At 65.8% G+C, this 19,168-nt stretch carries 6 protein-coding genes; all 6 read left to right on the top strand.

What is annotated here, in order from left to right; genetic code table 11:
* The coding region (locus VJR29_06615) for a hypothetical protein (protein ID HKY63072.1) at nucleotides 1-2,119 on the top strand (2,119 nt) is incomplete at its 5' end.
* A gap of 124 nt (nucleotides 2,120-2,243) precedes the next feature.
* Entirely contained in the window at nucleotides 2,244-9,539 is a 7,296-nt protein-coding gene (locus VJR29_06620) for a biotin carboxylase N-terminal domain-containing protein (protein ID HKY63073.1), read from the top strand.
* A 21-nt stretch (nucleotides 9,540-9,560) separates the two neighbouring features.
* Nucleotides 9,561-10,430: a hypothetical protein gene (locus tag VJR29_06625; protein ID HKY63074.1), complete on the top strand. Its 870-nt coding sequence runs from the start codon at nucleotides 9,561-9,563 to the stop codon at nucleotides 10,428-10,430.
* Nucleotides 10,431-10,451: 21 nt separating this feature from the next.
* A complete protein-coding gene (locus VJR29_06630) occupies nucleotides 10,452-15,662 on the top strand; it encodes a hypothetical protein (GenBank protein HKY63075.1) in 5,211 nt (1,736 codons plus the stop codon).
* A 38-nt stretch (nucleotides 15,663-15,700) separates the two neighbouring features.
* Entirely contained in the window at nucleotides 15,701-18,946 is a 3,246-nt protein-coding gene (locus VJR29_06635; protein ID HKY63076.1) for a MaoC/PaaZ C-terminal domain-containing protein, read from the top strand.
* A 23-nt stretch (nucleotides 18,947-18,969) separates the two neighbouring features.
* On the top strand, nucleotides 18,970-19,168 hold a 199-nt coding region (locus tag VJR29_06640; GenBank protein ID HKY63077.1), incomplete at its 3' end, for a hypothetical protein.

Below are 19,168 nucleotides of genomic sequence, written 5' to 3' on the forward strand. Positions count from 1 at the left end.
GACCAGCGGGATGTACGGCGGGATCTTGCTGGGCCATGAGCTGGAGGTTCGAGCGGGCTTAAGAGAGCGAACGAGCGGGTCGATCGCGCTGGTGGATGGGCTCTCGACCTTGCTGACCTTCCAGGTGGCGGGGCGATTGAATCGGAGTTTGTTGGGCCGAGGGATGGAGGGCTGGGAGCGTCGGATCGATGCCCAAAGCCAAGCCCTGAGCCAACCCCAATGGCGCTTGCCCCGCCTGCCCGACAGCGGTCTTCAGCCGGCATTCAGCGTGGCCGGCCTCGGGGGACGACGCTTCGAGGTTGCCGAGGCCAAGGGCCCCGATCGGGTCTACATGAGCGGGGAGAACGGCAATGGCAATGGTAACGGCAAGGGGCCGCGCCGTCCGGCTCGGGATACCAGCAACGACACCTTGCCCTTCATCACCATGCAAGGTCTGGAACAGTCGCCCTATTATATCCAACATCCCTTGGAATTCGGCCGGCGAATCAAAGATTCGAGCTTGGGCTTCCAAAGGCGGATCCGCGAGGTCAACGTCGAGTTTCACGTCGAATCGATCTTCAACATCGAGCCCTTCATTCCCCGTTTTGTGGATCAGTTGAACCGGATGCTCAGCCAAGGCGAATTGGAGATCGATCCGCGGCTCCGCCGCCAGATCATTTTCAACGTCTTAGCCAAGGGCGAGGTCCAAGCCCAGCGCATCGTTCTGCAACGCAACGCCGAAGGCTTCGAGCGGGTTTCAAGCTCGGAACCGCCGAGCTCGCCGGCACCGGTCTCGCCGCCGGGCCCCGATCCTTTCGCCAAGACGCTTTTCGCCATGCCCGCCGCCAATCCGGCGAGCGCCGAGGCGGCCCCACCCGAGCTCGCGCCCAAGGCTGAGCCGCCGCCGCGCAGCGAGCCGATGGCCGCGTCTCGTCCCAAGGCCGCGCCGCCACCGCCGCACCTGACCTCGCTCACGGACCGGGCCGAGCTGATTCCCTTGCTGCTCCGCCAGCTGGTCGAGCGCAAGGAGGCCGGCCAAGGAACCCCGCTGCTCATCGTCGAAGGGCTGGCGATCGAGCGGCCGGAGCTCGAAAGCCTGACCGAGAATTTGGCCCCCAAGGTCCATGCCCACGCCGGTTTCGACCTGATGATCCCGGAGCTGCAGCAAACCTACAGCGGCATGCGCTTGGGCGATCGGATTCATTGGATCCAGCAGCAGGCTTCCCAGCTCCGATGGCAGACCCTGTACTATCACGCCGGTTTCCCCCGGGTCGAAGTTCAGTCGGTGGGCGAGCTCTATCAACAGATCCATGCGATGAGCCGCAAGGAGTCGCGATTGCCGGAGAGCGAGACCGTGATTCAATTGCCAGGAACCGTCCTGCTGGAGAATGTCGCGGATTTCACCTTACAGGCTTTGAACCGCTACCGGGTGACCGGCCGCCGAGTCCGGCTGGAGCTCGATAACGGGGTTGTCCACGAGTTCGTGGGCGAGCAGGGCCGCTGGACCCTCGCCGAGCCAAGCTCCGCCGAGGTCAAGCCGCCGTCGCGGCCTCCGCTGACCGGCAGCGCCGACCAGTACCATACCGCCCGCTGGCGGACCGAGCTGAACAGCTTCCTCCAGGAGCCCAAGAACATCCTCGGCCGGCACCATGAGTTCTATTTGCTCTCCGGGGTCCCGATAGAAGCCAACGATGCCCAGGCCATCCGCCAGCGCCTCCAGCTCGGCGCCGGCAGCCTGGAGCTGCTACGGCTCCATGACGAAGCCGCCGGCAAGGTTTGGACCTTCCAGCGCCAAGGCCAGGAGTGGGTCGTGGAAGAGAGCGCTCAAGATCGGCGAATCCGTTGGCGCCCGCACGGAAACCATCCGCAAGGCGCCATCGAGGCCAGCGACCTGATGGACCTGCTGCGCCAACTCCCTTCGACCACCGAAGGAACCGAGCCTCTCCACATCCTGATGCGCGGTCCCTGGTCGAACCAATATGCGGCGGCGCTGCAGGAGGTTCTCAACCAAAGTGGACGCCCCTCCTTGCGTCCGACCCTCGAATTACATTATGAGGGCGCCCAGGCTGAGCCTCGCCGCCAAGTTTATCAGCGAAATTCCCAAGGGGAGTGGCGTTTCTTGGAGTCGCCGGAGGGGTGATAAAAGGGGCAAGACCGGAATTTTGTTGATTTTTTAGACAACTTTCCTTAACCGAGCCCGAAAATTCAGCAATCTATCTTTCTGTTTAGTTTTCGAGGACTTATTCGCGGGTTCGGAGGTAAGCATGACTCCCGGCTTAAGCGGCCAGAGTGCTTCTTTGTTCATTGCATCATCGCAAACGGGTCTGCTTCGGGGGCAATCGGGGCATCCAGAGGGTCAAGGCCCCGATTTCCACCAGCGTTCGGGCCAGACCCTGGCCCAATTGCTCGAGCTGGGCGATTCCGGCTCGACCTTGAGCCAGAGCCTGGCTCGGCACGGCGGCGATCTGCGGCGAGCTTTCGGGGCGCTGCCGGTCTTGCAGCGCGAGGCCATTCAGAACCGCTGGGGCCAGGCGATCTGCGGCGAGCTCCTCGCGCTTTCGGCCGAGCGTGATCCTGAATTGTTCGGCCAAGCATTGCTCAACCTCGCCTCCCGTTTGGCGGCGCGGAACAACTCGGCTCTAGCCGCTCCGCTCTATCAATCGATTGGCGCCCTGAGCGACCTTCCTTCCGAGATTCAATCCCGAGCCCACCGCCGCCTGGAAGCCCTGCAGGGCCGGGGCGAGATCGGCGACGTCGCCGAAGCGATGGTCGGACGCTTCGCCCAAGAAGCGACCGAGCCGACCTCCCTGCTCGCGATGGGTGTGGCCGGCGCGGCCTTCAAGGTGACGCGGCTGGCGACCTTGAGCCGCTTGGTGGGCAATCCCTCGAGCCATTTTTTGACGCGCGGTTTCGGCGCCCGGGCCCTGGCCTCGGCGACCGGCTTTGGCGTTGAAGCGACGGTTTTTCCCTTGGCCGGACGACTGGCCAACGAAGGACTGGGTCGCCGTCAGGACTGGAGCCGGCAGGCTCTGGGCCACGACCTGGCCTCGAGCTTTTTGTTTCTGGGCGCGATGAAGATGAGCGGCTGGGCCGCCGGTGCCGGCTTCAACCGCCTCCATGGCCTCAACCCGGCGACCGGTCAAGCGACGCGGCTCGGCGCTTTCAGCGCGATTTCCCGTCCCTTGGTTCCCCAGCTCGGCATGCTGGGCGGCATTATGGCCGGTCACGAATTGGAAGTCCGGGCCGGCCTCCGCGAAGCCCAACCGGCCTCGAGCACACTCGTTCATTCCCTGGCCATGCTCCTGCAATTCAACGTCGCCGGCCGGGCCACTCGAAGCCTGTTCGGCGATCGTTGGCATGCCTGGGAGCAGGGCATGGAGCGCCAGAGCCAGATTCTGGGCCGCTCGCCGCGGCTCAGCGGCGAAGGCCGTCTCACCGATTTGCTTGGTCCTCAGCCGGCTCTGGCTATGGCTGGCAACGGCCGAGGTGCCGGCAATGGCCGCGAAGGCGGCCTCTTCGGTCCCCAAATTTCCGCGATGAGCATTCACAACGGCGAAGGCAACGGCCGCAGCCCCCGCCCCGGCGAGAGCGTCTCGCCGCCGGGCCGCTCGCCCAGCGTCAACCCGCCGCCCTCGAGCCCGAAAACGCTTCCGCCGGCCTTGGACATCGCCGGCGCGACTCGGGCGCTCGACCAATACCGCGATCACCGCACAGCCACGGCTGGATCCGAATCGACCGTGCGGATGGCCGAGGCCCTGCGCTTCCTGAAGAACAATCCGGAATCGGCCCGCCGGGCCCTGATCGGCCGCAACGATTTAAGCGACGCGCAATTGAACGAGCTGAGCCTGGCGATTTCGCCCGAAGGCAACCGGGTGTTGACCGACCCCGGAATGCGGAGGGTCCTCATTCCCAACCGCGGCGAGATCGCCCATCGCATCGCCCGCGGCCTCTACGCCGAAGGCCTCACGCCGATCGTAATCGTGCCCCAGATCGAAGCCAATGCCCAGTGGGTCCAAGAGATCCTCCGCTTGGGCGGCGAGGCGGAGTTTGTCCAAGCCGAAACCCCGGCCAAGGCTTATCAAGAAGCTTATCTCAACATCGAGCGAATCGTCGAAACCGCCAAGCGGACCGGCGCCCAAGCCGTCCATCCGGGCTACGGCTACCGTTCCGAAAGTCCGGACTTCGTTCAAGCCCTCACCCGCGAAGGCCTTGTTTTGATCGGGCCTTCCGAAAGGTCGATGCGGCTGGCCGGCGACAAGGACATCGCCAAACAGAACTTCATCGAGGCCGGCGTTCCGGTCGTGCCGGGCACCAACCGCGGTTACACCGAGGTCGAGGGCCTCGTTGCCGAGATGGAGCAAAACGGCATGATCCGCAACGGCGAGCTGGCCTTCCCGGTCCGTCTCAAGGCGGTGGCCGGCGGCGGCGGCCGCGGCCAGGCGACGATTCATACCTTGGCCGAGCTGCGGGCGAGATTTTCCCGGCTTTCGAGCGAGGCGGCGAACGGATTCGGCAACGGCTCGATCATGGCCGAGCGCTTCATTTCCCGCTTCCACCACGTCGAATTCCAGGTCATGGCCGACCGCTTCGGCAACGTCGTCCATCTGGGCGAGCGCGAGTGCACGCTCCAGGAGCGGGGCCAGAAACTGATCGAAATCCACCCGGCCTCGATTTTCAGCCGCTTTCCCAGCCTCCGCGAGCGGATGGCCGAGGCTTCGCTCAAGGCGGCCCGGGCGATGGAGTATACCGGTCACGGCACGGTCGAGTTCATGGTCGACCCGGTCACCGGCGAGTTCTTCGCGATGGAAGTCAACGCCCGCATCCAGGTCGAGCACCGGGTCAGCGAGGAAGCCACCGGCTTCGACTTGATCCGCGAGGCCATTCGAGTGTCGCGAGGCTTTCCGCTCTCCCGCAGCCAGGAGGAGATCCATCCGCAAGGCGGCGTGGTCGAGATCCGCCTCAAAGCGGTGGATCCGAACCGCCGCGACCGCGACGGCAACGCCGCGCCGGCTCCCGGCTTGGTCGAGGAATTCCAGGTCAACGGCAGCGGCGACTTCGCTTCGCTGGCCCAGCAAGGCATCTTCGTCGAAACCAGCGTCCGGCCCGGCGACCGGGTCTCGCCCAATGCCGACCCGATGATCGCCAAGATCGTGGTCACCGGCAGCGACCGGCGCCATGCCCTCGAAAGGGCGGCCGACGTCTTGGGCCGGACCATTCTTCGCGGCAGCCAAGGTTTCGCCAGCGACTTAAAGCGCCAAGAGGCCCTGCTCCGGACCCGCGCGGCCTTGGAAGGAACTTACGACAATCGTTTCGTCGACGAATGGACCCGCAACGGCGGCGGCGAGAACCTCTCGGTCTTCGCCAACGCCGAATCCCGCATTCTTTCGAGCCCCGAGGGAACCCTCCACGTCCAAGTCGGCGGCGCCGTTCCGCCGAGCCACGAGGCGGTGGAGCTTTGGTCCCGTTCGGCCCGCGACCTCCTGAGCGGCCAAGCCGAGACTCAAGCCTTGAGCGGTCCGATCGCCGACTTGTTGCGGAGCCACTCCGAGATCCGCCAAGCCTTCGCCAGTGCCGGCGAAGCCCAGGGCCGTTGGATCCAGGCTTCCAACGAGGGCGAGATTCGCCAAGCGGTGCTTTATCAGAACGCCCGGCCCCGCCGGGTCCTGCTGGCCCGTTCGGCCCGGATGCCCAATGGCCAAGGCAATGTTTATGCTGAAAAGCCGGTGGTCTACGACATCCAGATCGGCCCCGATGGCCATGTCCAAGAGGTGGGCCTTCACGTTCAAAACGGGGGCGGCTTGGAGCAGCAGCAGCGCCTTCAGACCGGTAACAATTACCTGGGGACCCGCTCCGACGGCAGCACCGACATTTTCACCAACGGCCAGTCTTCGACGCCATTGGCCCTTAACTTGCGACTGATTCCGGCCGGCAACAGCCGCGGCCTCGAGATCCGGGACCGCGCCAACAATATCCTGGTCTCGCTTGCGCCCGACCAGGTGATGGAATCGCCGGCCCAGCGCCTTTTGAGCCTCTTCGAATTCTCTTCGAACCCGAGCGTGCCGGAGCACGTTCGACGGCGTTCCCAGGGCGAGATCAACGGCATCATTCAAGACTTGGCCAATCAGGCCTCCCCTAGCCCGGTGCGCCTAGCGGCGATGCAGGAGCTCGGCTCGACGCCGGCCTCGCTGGTCCGCCGCCTGCTCAGCTTGAGCGCCGAAAACCGTCCGGCGGCCGAGCGCCAGCTCTTGGACGAAATCCTGGCCCGCCGCGAAATCTCCGGCTTGTTGCAGCGCCATCGCTTCGAGAGCTACGAGCCCTTGAGCGAGACGGCCTCGCTGGTCCGCTTCACCGAAACCGGTCCCGACGCCCAGCCGATCCCCCGCCTGATGCTTCGAGTTCATGGCCAGCGGGGCGAGCCCTTGGCCGAAACCGTCGCCGAGGCGACCCGCCAAATGGGCCGGCTCGAATTGGACAATCCCCAGACCCGGGACAACGTCATTCAAGTCGTCACTTCGGATTTTAGCGCCGATCGGGTGGCCGAAGTGGCCGGCGCCCTCAACTTGACGGCTACCACTCGAAGCATGGTCAGCGGCGGCGATCCGCTGCGGGTCAAGCGCCTGACCTTGGTCGTCGAGCGCAATGGCGGCTATCCCGATTATTACACCTTCCGCCGCCAACGGGGCGAGCGGGGCCTGCGCAGCGGGCCCTTCGTCGAGGACACCCGTTTCCGCAACGTCCATCCGATGCTGGCTCACTTCATCGAGCTCCACCGGCTATCGGCCTTCGACGTCGAGCGCGATCTCGAGCGCTCCGGCCGCCAGGTTCACATTTACCGGGCCAGCAACAAGCAGAACGGCGCGATGGCGGCGGGCAGCGACCAGCGGCTCTTCGGCAGCGGCCTGATTTCCGAGGCCCACGTCCAGCGGGGCTACGATAGCATCGAAATCCCCGAGATCGAGCGGGGCTTCGTCGACGTCGTCAACGGCATGCACGAAGCCCTCAACGGCAAGACCGGCCGCCGCTCCTACTGGAACCGGATCTTCCTCAACATCCAGCCGGTCCTCCCGATCAGCGACACCGAGGTGGCGGCCTATGCCGAAACCTTGGCCACCCGCCATGCCGACCGACTCCGCGGTCTCGGCTTGGAAAAGGTCGTGGTCAAGGGCCGCCTCCGCGACGCCGAAGCGCCCGGCGGCTTCCGCACCGTCTTGGTTCGCATCACCAATCCGACCGGCCAGCGCTTCGAGCCGGTGATCCACAACGTGGTTCGAGCCCGCGTCCAGGATCAATACGGCACGGTAGCCACCCGCGAAGTTTTGATCCGCAACGGCGCTTATGAGAATTGGCTCGCCGCCGAGCGTTCGGGCGACCCCGACTTCGTCATTCGCCATGGCGACTGGGCACCGGCCGACGTACCGATCCGCCCGGCGAGCACCATTGAATTGCGCGAGCAGCAGGCTCGGGCCCGCGGCGCGACTTGGGCCTACCGGGTCCCGGCCCTGATCGCCGAGATGGCCGAGCGTTTCCGCCTTCGCCACGGCCTGGGCCAGCCCCGGCTGCCCGGCAGCGAACGGCCGCCGGAGCCCGCTTTCCCCTCGGAATTCGTCGAGCTGGAATTGGATCCGGCCACGACCCGAACCGACCCCCGCACCCGGATGATCGATTACAATCACGGCGAGCTCGTCCGGGCGCTCGATGAGCATGGGATGCCGCGGGCCGAGGGCCAGAATCAGGCCGGGGTGGTGATCGGCATCCAGACCGACCATCTCGGCGGCACCGGCATGCCGCTGCGCCGAGTCGTCATCCTCGGCGACCTGACCCACCGGAGCAAGGGCGCGCTCTCGGCCAACGAATGCGCTCGGATCAACGCGGCCATCCGCTTGGCGGCCCGCGAGGGAATTCCGGTCGATTGGTTCACCGCCTCTCAGGGCGCCGAGATCCACGCGGAGCGCGGCGTCGAAGGCCTCGACGCCACCGCCTCGACGGTCCGGGAAATCGTCCAGCACGCTCACAGCCGGGGAGTCCCGATCAATATCGTGGTCGACGACGTCAACATCGGAGCCCAATCCTATTGGAACTCGCTGGCCTCGATCATCCACGACACCGGCGGCATCCTCATCATGACCCCCCGCGGCAGCATGGCCCTGACCGGCCCCGACGCTTGGACGGCCGCGATGGTGCGCCATATCCATAGCGAAGATCTACCGGGAACGGCTCGCAAATTCTATCCTCGTGGACTCCAAAGCCTGGCCGGCTACGAGGAAGTTCATGGCCCCAACGCCGATGCCATGGCGCTGGCCCCCGACCTGGCGAGGGCCACCGAGATGCTGTTGCGGCATCACTATTATTCCTATCGCCTCGGAGCGGGCGAGATCGTCAGCCAACGCCAATTCGGCGGCGAGGACCTCTACACTCGCGACATCTCGGTCGAAACCATCGAGCTCGGCGGTCAAAAACGGCAAGTCGGCGAGGAGATCCAAAAGGTCCTCAATGGCGGGGCCGGCCACCGCGAGACCATCCTCGAGGCGCTCCGCGACCGCGGCTCGCCGCCGCCGCTCCGCTGGTGGGCCGATGCCCAAGGCATTCGCCATCAAGCCGGCGGCAACGGCCTCATGCCCCAAAAATTCAACGCCTTGATCCAGGAGATGCAGATCGGCGGCAGGCCGACCATGGTCATCTTCCCGCCGCTCGGGCCCTTGGCGCCGGCCGACTCCGAGGTGATCGGGCGGGCCATCATCAAGGCCAGCGGCCGGATGCCGGTCCTGCTCATCGGCAGCCTCACCGGCTTCAACGGCGATCCCCGCTCGATGGAAAACCGCCAGCTCTTCGGCGGCGCGACCATCGCCGAGGCCATCGTCAAGCACCAGGGCCCCATCACTGTGGTCGACTTGGGTTACATCGTCGGCGGCACTTTCGTCGTGGTCAGCAAGCAGCTCAACCCCAACCTCCGGCTGCTGGCCTTGGAAGGCTCCCATGCCCAGGTCATCGGCGGGCCTTCGGCGGCCAAGGTCGTCTTCCGCTCGACGATCCGCAAGGAAGCCGATGCCGATGCCAGAGTCCTGCAAGCTCAGCAGGCGATGGAAAGGGCTTCGGCCAGCGAGAAAGAGGCCCGTAAAGCCGACTATGAGCGAATCCGCCGCGAAGTCATCGCTGAAATCGAGCAAAGCCGAGGAGCGGCCTTCGACCAAGTTCATAGCGTTCAACGGGCCGAGACCGTCGGCGCCGTCGACGAGGTCATTCGTCCCGACCAGCTGCGCGAAGCCATCATCCGCCACCAGCAGCAGGCCTTGAACGCCTATAACCTGGCCCGCGACGTCGAGGCCCGGGAGCGGGGCCGAGCCGGCGCCATTCCGATGCTCCGGCTGCCCGGCGACGGCGCTTTCGAAGCCTTCCGCCAAGGCCTGGTCGCCGTCTACGGCGAAGAGGGGGCCCGGAGCGCCGCTCAAACTTGGATTCAAAACTTGCAGAACTTCGCCGGCGGAAATTCCGGCGAAGGGAGCTCGGGCCCGGGCGGTCCGGAGGGCAATGGTTCGGGCAATGGCCCGGCCTCGCCTCCTTGAAGTAACCGGGGGCCCGGCCTCGTGAAGGCGAGACCCCGAGAGGATGAAATCCCGACCAGCCGGCCGCCGCCCTTGCGGGTGCGAGCGCCCGTCGGTCCGGCCCTCGATCCTCAGGCCGTCCTGATGGAGTGGATGCCGCGGGACACGATCAAGTCGATCGCCCGGCACATCCCGGAGAGCGAGGCCGAAACCGGTTGGACCGGGCTTCCGCTGATCGCCGAAGCCATGGCCCGGGGCCTGGCCTTCGCCAACCGCGGGATTGCGGAGTCCGATCACCCCAACGTGGGCCGGGCTCATGTGAAAATGCGGGATTGGATTCGGGATGCGATGGACACGGCCCATCGCGAGAGGATCTTCGGCGATTTTCGCCGGCTCTACGAGGACGCCTTGGCTCGGCATTCGGCCGAGGCGATCCAGGAATGGGTCGAGGGATCGCAAGTGGCCTTCGATATGGGCTTGCGCCTCTTCGGGTCGCCCGACGGCGAAATGGATTTCAGCCGGATCGACCGGCGAGGCATGCTCAACCTGGGACAGGTCCTGGGCATGGGCGCCTTGCAAGTGAACCTGAGCGCTATTCTGTACGGAACTGAGTCCAGGCTTTTTCCGGGGCTGGATTTTGGTTTGACGCCGGAGTTAAAAGCACAGGCCCTGCGGCTTGGGCCTAGACCTGGACAGGATTTTGAATTAGTCGGAGCCGACATTTTTGAAATGCTGCGGGGTCTGGAAAACATTCGCCAGGGGGTCGAGAACGATTGGGGATCGATCCATCCCTTGGTTCGGGGTTTTGGTCAAGGTTACGAGGGGTCCCGGTGGATACGGGAGCAAGGGGTGGAGAGAATACGGCGGGCCGTTGACGAGGTCGAAGACTTCGTCACCAAGCCCCGGCACTAGCACCAATGAAAGGGCTCTCCCATGACGCAGCAGGATCGGACTCTCGGCGTCCCCAGTCACCGGCTTTCGGCCGACATTGCTCAAAACAGCTCGGGTTTTGACGCGCCAGCTTGGCTGCGTCAACACTTGCCCCAAAGCCCGGAAGGGAGCGCCGGGCGAGAGCTGGCTTCGCTGGGGCGCGAGCGCGACCCCGAGCTCTTCGGCCAAGGCCTGCTCAACTTGGCCGGCCGCCAAGCCCAACAGGGAAATTTACCCTTCGCCGCCCAACTCTACCAAGCCCTGAGCCAAGGCGGCGATGCCTTGCCCGCCGAGGTTCGCCGGCTGGCTCAGCGCCGGGTCGAAGCCCTCCAAGGTCACGGCGAAATCGGTGACGTGGCCGAGGCGATGGTCGGCCGCTTCGCCCAAGAAGCGACCGAGCCGACTTCGCTGCTCGCGATGGGCGTGGCCGGCGCGGCTTTCAAAGTGACGCGGCTGGCGACCTTGAGCCGCTTGGTGGGCAATCCCTCGACCAACTTTTTGACGCGCGGATTCGGCGCCCGGGCTCTGGCCTCGGTCGCTGGCTTCGGCGTCGAAGCAACGGTCTTTCCCTTGGCCGGCCGCTTGGCCAATGCAGGCTTGGGCCGATCGCAGGATTGGAGCCGGCAAGCCTTGGGCCGGGATCTGGCCTCGAGCTTTTTGTTCCTAGGAGCCATGAAGATGAGCGGTTGGGCCGCCGGCGCCGGCTTCAACCGTATCCATGGAATCAACCCACTGAGCGGTCAGGCGACGCGCTTGGGGGCCTTCAGCGCGATCTCGCGGCCCTTGGTGCCGCAGCTGGGGATGTTGGGCGGGATCATGCTCGGCCACGAGATGGAAGTGGCGGCGGGCTTGCGAGAGGCCGAGCCCTTCAGCAGCTCTTTGGTGCATTCCTTGGGAATGCTGGTTCAGTTCAACGTGGCCGGCCGCGCGACCCGCGGTCTCTTCGGCGAACGGTGGCACCGCTGGGAGAACCAGCTCGAGATGCAGACCCAGACCCTCTCCCAACGAGCCTTGGGCCGCCCTCATGTCCCGACTTTGAATTTTGGACCCGAATTGGCTCTGGCCACCGCCGGCGGGCCCGGCCCACGCCGCGGCGGCGAAAGCGGATCGATCGAGGCCCTCGCTGCCGAGCCGTTGCGGATGCAGTCCTTGGGCGGCGAAGGCGGCGGAAGCCGCGAAAGCTCCGGCGGCAGCGGCCGCCGCATCGATCCCGAGCAGACCTTGGCGGTCCTGCCGGTCGGCACCCTGACTCCCCACGGCAACGAGCGGACCACCCACCAGCGGGCGGTCGGCGATCCGGCCTGGGTGGCCGAGGTGGCGGCGTTGAACGGCCACGTCGAGTACAAGGGCGATGGCGTTTACGTCGACAAGGCCAGCCAGGAGCCGCTGAGCATCGAGCAGATCAACGAGCGCTACGGCGCCCAAGTCCGCAGCGAGACCGGTTTCCGCGAGCTTGCCACCGAACATCCGATCGAAACCCCCTGGGCCGGCCAGATCCCCACCGGCTTGCGCGGGCCCGAGGGCGAGACCGAAGGCCATTTGCTCCAAGCCATGGGGCTCTCCAAGCGCGAGATCAAGAGCCTGCGCTTCGACGAGAGCACTTCCTATCTGCACGGCTCCGACCAATTCGCCCTCCAAGGTCTTTATGCCCTGTACCGCTCGGCGGTTCAGTGGGGCCTGCCGCTCGACGAGATCGTCGGCCGCGATCCGCGCCGCATGGGCATTTCGGTCGCCGCCGGCCTGGGCGGCATGAACAACCTCATCGACCTGATCACGGCGGCCACCAAGCGCCGGATGCGCGACGGCGCGCCCACGACGACGACCGATCCGCCCACCGGGCCCTTGGTTTTGCCGGCGCTGCTGATCGATTCGATGCAAGGGCTCTTCACCGCCATCCTGGGGCCGAAGGGCGGCGAGGTTCCGACCGGCCTGACCGCCGACACCGTCATCCGGACCGTCGGCCGCATCCCGGTCGACGTCGGTGCCTGCGCCACCGGCTACAAGGCCTTCGCCAATGCCGCCGACATGTTCCGTCCGGGTTGGCCCGGCCAAACCCCGACCGACTTGGCCTTCTTCGGCTCGGCCGAAGCCGCTCACGGTCGAATTTTCGCCCGCTCCGAGGCCACCGGCTTCAACGCGATGAAAGCGATGGAAACGACCGAACGCCTGCGCAAACGCAATGGCCGGGTCGAGGACGGCTACGCTCCGTTGACCACCGACGTCATGGGCTTCTGGCCTTCGGAAGGCGCCGGCGTTGGCGGACTGATGCGGCTCTCCCGAGCCATCGAGCTCGGCCTGCCGGTTGACGCGGCGGTTGCCGGCTACAGCATCACCGGCGACCAGGGCGGCAAGAAGCATCCCGCCGGCTTGGGGCTGGGCGGAGTTTCCTCGCTCCTCGAATCGCTCCATATGGCTCGCCAATGGCAGGGCTTGGAGCCGCGCGAGCTTCAATACATGAACCTCCACGGCACCGGCACTCCTGAAAACAACAAGATGGAGCCGAGCAATCTCCTCGCCGTTCTCGATGCCTTCGGTTACGAGGGGCCGCTCCGGCTTTCGGCCTACAAGGCGCTCCTGGGCCATGGCCTCGGCGCCGCCGGCAGCATGGAGATCGGGCTTTTGACGATGGCGCTGCGCCAGCAGCTGGCGCCGGGCGCCTTCAATCTCGAAGGCCGGCAAATCGATCCGACGGTCCAGGCCTTGGGCGATCGGGTCATCGTCAGCGCCGACGCGGTCCATGGGCCGCTGCGTTTCGTCGGCGGCCAGTCCCAAGGCTTCGCCGGCAACAATGGTTCGGCGCTGTTCCGCAGCGTCGACGATGCGACGCTGCACGAGGTCTACGGCTTCTCGATTCCCCAGATCGAAGCTTACCGCAGCCGGCTCAGCGAGCGCCGCGATCGGGCTCGCCAATGGGAAGAGGACATCCGCACCGGCCGGGCGACGATCGGGCAATTCCTTTCCTGGTTCGGCCTCGGCGCCGAGCCGCCGCCGGCGCCGCCGGTCATGGTGGTGCTGCCCGGCGAAGGCGAGGTTCCGCCTTCCTCGGTTGGGCCGGCCACCAGGCGCGAAACTCCGGCCAGCCGCGCTTCCAGCGAGCCGCCGGCCGAAAGCCTGCCGCCGACCAGCGGCGAGCTGGCTCAAATGATGAGCCAAGCGATCTATGGAAATCGGGCGCCGGCGGTGATCCGCGGCATTGGAGTCGATCCGAGCCAGATGATCGTCAGCCTCGGCCGCGGCCAGATGCTGACCACTCGCGGCACCGCCCGGGCGACTCGCTCGGCGGCGATGCGCGGCATCGATCATCCCCTGACCTTGGCCTATCTCTCCGAAGATTTCGGTTTGACCCGCTATGCCGGCCGTGACTCCACCCACCGCGAGAGCTGGGTTCGCGCCGATAACGGCGAGCGAATCACTCCCGAGCAGATTGCCCACGACTTTGGCGAAAGGCTGCTGCAAGAAAGCGGTATCCGTGACATTCCCTTGGAAAACCGGCCGGCCTGGACGACGAAGGCCGTCGAATTGGTGGAAAAGAGCGCGACCGAAGCCGGCGTGGCTCCCGACCAGATCGCGAAGATCCGGCAACTTCTGCTCTCCCAAGCCGGTGCCGATCGCCTGCCGGTTCGCCACGGCGGCCTCCTGCCCGAGCCGCTGCGCGGCGGCGCCCGGCTCCTCGACCGGATGGGCCTGGCCAATTCCCGGCTCAAGGGCACGGCCTTCGAAAACCAGAGCCGAAATCTGAAATACGCCTCGGACATGGGAGCTTACGGTCTATTCGCCGCTCTCGGCGCCCAAACCGCCTTCGGCCGTCCTTTGCAGGAGCTCTTCCCCAGCAGCCTTTACGGCGCCATGCAGGGCTCGGCCTTCCCCGGGATGGACCGCTTGGCGGAAATCCTGGATCAGGCGCGGTCCGGCCGCGACTCGGTCACCTACATGCTGCAGTCCAGCCTCCCCGAGAACGCCCGCGGACTTTATCTCAACCTCATGATGCCCCATTTCAACTATGACGAAATGAAGACCAATCCCCGGGCGATCGAGCGCATCCTGCCGCCGAATTTAGGTCCCAGCCAGATGGCCAACACCGGCGGCGTCAACCTGGCCTGCTCGGCGGCCTGCGCCTCAGGCCTCTACGCCCTTTTTGCCGGCCGCTTGGCGACGATTCGGGCCGGAGTGCCGGGCGAGTACCCGATGGACGCTTTCATGCTGATGAGCGCCGATGCGACCTTCTCGCCCTATTCAGCAGCGCCCTTGACCGCCGGCTTCAGCCGGAAGGCGCCGATGACCGTCGATGCGATGGTGCTGAAGCTCGCCGCCCAAGGCCGTATTCCGGCCGAGGTCGCCGAATTGCCCGAAGCCGGCCGCGATGCTTATTGGCGGGAGCAGATTCCCGAAGCTTTGCGGCGCCAGGCGATGAGCGAGTCGAGCGCGCCCTTCACCCGCTTTTCCAAGGGCTTGGTGGTGTCGGAAGGCGCGGCCGCCCTGCCCTGGATGAATTTCCAGCGGGCGATCGAGCTCGGGGTTTGGCCCAGCTCCCGTTTGCTTGGGATTCACGTCAATACCGGTGAAGGCGGAGCGCCCAATTTGGCGGCGATGGATCAAGGCGTCGTCAATGCGGTGATGGTGGCGCTGGGACAAGCCCGAGCCCATGGCATGACGCCCCAGGTTTGGCAGGCTCACGGCACCTCGACCGACCTCAACAACACCGCCGAAGTGATGTCGGTCTATGCCGCGCTCCGCGCCGCCGGAGTGGACCAGCCGATGGCGGTCAGCGCCATCAAGGGCTTGGTCGGCCACACCATGGGCGCGGCCAGCGCCATCGACCTGGTGATGGGCGTTCACAGCCTGCTCGAAGGCCGGGCGCCGGGTCTTTTTAATTTTAGGACCGAAGATATCGAGCCCAAGTTCGCCACCAAAGTCCCGGCGGGGGCCTTGGATCAGCTCCGTTTCAGCGCCGAGCAGGCTCGGGACTTTGACAGCATCCTCATCACCTCCGAAGGCTTCCTGGCCGCCGACGCCGCCGCGGTGCTGGGCCGCTTCCCGCAGGACGCCGGCGAGGCCCGCGAGCTGCTCCGGGATTACGGCGTCCCGGCCCATCAACGGGCCGAATGGTCGGCGCGGGCGATCGAGAATCGGGCCCGGGCCGAGGAGATGGAAGAGAGCTTGCGGCGCAGCGACGATTACATCGGCTCGATGGACGCCTTGCGCTACCGGCCTTGAGGAAGGCCGTTTGAGAATTTTGGAAAGAGAGAGGGCACATGAATACTGGGTTTCCGGGACAAGAACTCCCCACTTTGCGCCGTGAGCGCGAGTCGCTGGCTCGCGAGCGCGATCCTGAACTGCGGGCCAGCGGCCTCCTGAACTTGGCCGGCCGCGAGCAGGCCCATGGCCGATCCGAGGCCGCCGCCGCGATCTACGCCAATCTTTTGCAAGAGCCCGACTTGCCGGATTCGATCCGCCGGCGGGCCCAAGATCGGCTCGGGGCCCTGCGTGGCAACGGTCCGGTCGGCGCCCGAGCCGAGGTTTTGCTCCAGCGTTTGACGCAAGAGGCGATGGAGCCGACCGCCCTTTTCGCGATGGGAGCGGCCGGGGCCGCTTTCAAAATGACGCGCTTTTTGACGCTGAGCCGCTTGGCCGCCAGCCCGACCGCGACGTTTTTGACGCGCGGTTTCGGCGCCCGGGCCCTGGCCGGCGGAACCGCCTTCGCCGCCGAGGCCGCGGTTTTTCCCTTGGCCGGCCGCTTGGGCGCGGCCGCGCTGGGCCGGGAGCTCGATTGGAGCCCCCAAGCCTTGGGCCACGAGCTTCTTGCCAGCGGCCTGACCTTGGGTTCGCTGCGCAGCGGCGGTTGGTTGATGGGTCAAGCCGGCCGCTGGGCCGGCGCCGGGGCCTGGGGCCGTGGCGCCTTGGCTCAAGCCGGCATGTTCGGCGGCATCCTGCTGAGCCGGCGCTTGGAAGAGAGCCTAGGCCTGCGCGAACGCCTGGCCGGTGCCACCGTCCTGGCCGACGGCTTGGCCACCTTGCTGCAGTTCAACGTGGCCGCGCGGCTCAGCCGCTCGGCTTTTGGCGAGCGTTTCGCCGGCTGGGAGCGCTCCTTGGAAACGCGAAGTGAGATTTTGGCGCGAGGGCTGCCAAATCCCCCCCTCCCCCCCCTTTTTCAAAGGGGGGAGGGAAGAGTCCCCCCCTTTGGAAAAGGGGGGCTAGGGGGGATTTCCCCAGCCATGGCTGGAGTCCCTAACTCCCGCGCCAATGGCTTCGATTTCAACGTCATGATGGCCCAGTCGCAGGATCCGGCTAATCCCGGCGCCAATTCGGGACCGCGAGCTTCGGAGCGCCCGATCGCGGCGTCGGAACGCCCGCTCGCGCCCGAGTCCAACGGCGGCGGCGAAAGCGCGCCGGCCGAGCCGGTGCAGGTCCAGGCCCGTCCTCTGACACCCTTGATCGTGCTGGGCAGCGAGTCGGTTCGCCAACAGGGCGAGGCTTGGGAAATGGATTTTCGGATCAGCTCGGCTGAAGCCCTGGCTTATCAGGGAGCGCTGGATTTGAACTCGACGGCGGACCATGCGCCCAGCGGGATGACCTTCTCCAAGGCTTTCCCGGCCATCGTCGCGGCTTCGGAGGCGGCCATGCAAAAGGCGCCGCGGCCGACCGTGATCCATGGCGTCGAGGAAATCCAGTACCGCGAGCCGCTCCGTTTCGACGAGCCGCTTCGGCTGCGGGTCACCCGCAAGATGCGGGGCGCCGAAGGCAAGCCCCAGCAAGTCTTCCTCACCCGGGAAATCTTCCGATCGGCCGACGGCGAAGGCGCGCGACCAGCGGTCACGGCGAAGAGCGTTTTGGTGGTCGGCCCCGAAATGAGCGGAGTCAAGCCGGCAACTCTGTCGGCCGCCGAGCGCGAAGCCTTGCCCGAGCCTCTGATGGTGCTGGAAGTCACCCCCCAATTGATTGACGCCTTTTGCCGAGGCAGCGGCGATTTCAACCCGGTCCACGTCAGCGATCAAGGGGCCCAGGAGCTGGGCCTGCCAGGCCGAATCCTGCACGGCATGGCCACCTTCAACTATGCCGAGCGGGTTTGGCGCCAGCATGCGGCCCCGACCGAAGGGCCGGTCCAGTTCAAAGCGACCTTCCAAGGCATGGCGCGGCCGGGCGACAGCCTCGAATTCCGTTTCCTCGACAATGGGAAGGGCGGCGAGGTCTTGGTCTCGAATCATCGGGGCGAGAAAGTCCTGACGCTGGAAGCCGCTTCGGCGCCGGCGCCCAAAGTTGCCGCGCCGGAAGTGCCGGCTACCGTGACCGGCACCTATGGCAAGACCTCGATCGAGGTGCCAAGCCGGGCCGGCTGGGAAACGATCCAGCGAATCCGAGCCAAAGTCGCTCCTTCGGTCCCGCGCTTGCGAGAGGCGCTCGGCAACCGGATCGAGCAACCTTGGTTCATCGCCGGGACTTCCGACGGCATGGGCCTTTACAGCACGGTGGCGCTGATGGAGGCCGGCGTCCGCCATGTGGTCGGCGGCTTCTTCGAGCCCGAAGCCCTGCTGAAAGCCGGCAGCGAAATCCACCTCGGCCGCCTCGCCAATGCCGAGGGCCTGCGGCTTTTGGCGGCCGAACGCGGCACTCGCTTCGCCCAATTTTACGAGGATCTGGTCTTGGCCCAAAACGGCCAAGCCGACCGGGTGCTTCCCGGCCGCGTCCGCGACGCCATCCGCGAGGCTCAGAGCCGAGCCTGGTCGCCGGACCTCCATTTCATCAATTCGATCGCCTTCGCTCGTTGGATCAGCCCCTCGCCGGGAATCGAACAGTTAAAAGGCATCCCCAGCCTCGACACCCAGGGCCGGGTCGTGCTGATGGACATGAAGGCCTATAGCGAGAAGCACTACCAAGGAACTCTCGACAGCATGGGCCGAAATCACGGCGCAACCTTGGAAGCGCTGAGCCCTCATTTCGGTCCCCGCTCGACCTCCTTCTTCTTCACTTGGGCCGGCGGTTCCCAGAACCAAAGGATTCTCCGCGGAGTCTACGGCGGCGGCGCCCTCGGCCATGCCAAGGAGATCGGCGAAACCGCAACCCTGCGCTATCACCTCCGCAGCGAGGACCAAGGCTTCAACCGCGGGTATCACAAAATCGTCCGCTTTCCGGACTTCCCCTCCTTCGCCCTTTTTGGAATTCCGGGCGGCGGTGGCTTTGGCATGATCGCCCGGCATACTTTGGAACGGCACGGCGCCTTTGCCGACATCGGCGAATTGGCTCCGCGGGCCTACATCGAAGCCTTCGGTGGCGAGCACAACCTGCGCAACGCCGCCGCCCAAATCGAGCTCGACGTCCCCGAGAGCTATCACTTGCCGGAGATCGCCGCCAATTTGGCCCGGTTCCACCAGCGGGTGGCCGATTACCGGACGGCTCATCCCGAATGGAACGGCAAAGCCTTGGATGCGCAAACCTCGGCGGAACTATTGCAAGGTTTGGTCGGCCCCGACTATGTCCAGCAGATTCCCAAAGCGACGGAATAGGGTAGGGAAAAATGAATACAACGATGCCTACGGCCCTCGGGCTTGAATATGGCGCCTTGGCTCGCGAGCGCGACCCCGAGCTGCGCGGAGAAGGCCTGCTGTCGCTGGCCGGCCGGCAGGAGCGGGCCCAGCGGCCGGACTTGGCGGTCGAGCTCTATCAGGAGATTCTGCAAAATTCGGCGATCCCGTCCCCGATCCGGGAGCTGGCTCAACGGCGGCTGA

It is taken from the genome of bacterium, assembly GCA_035281585.1.
In the GTDB taxonomy this organism is placed as follows: domain Bacteria; phylum UBA10199; class UBA10199; order DSSB01; family DSSB01; genus DATEDP01.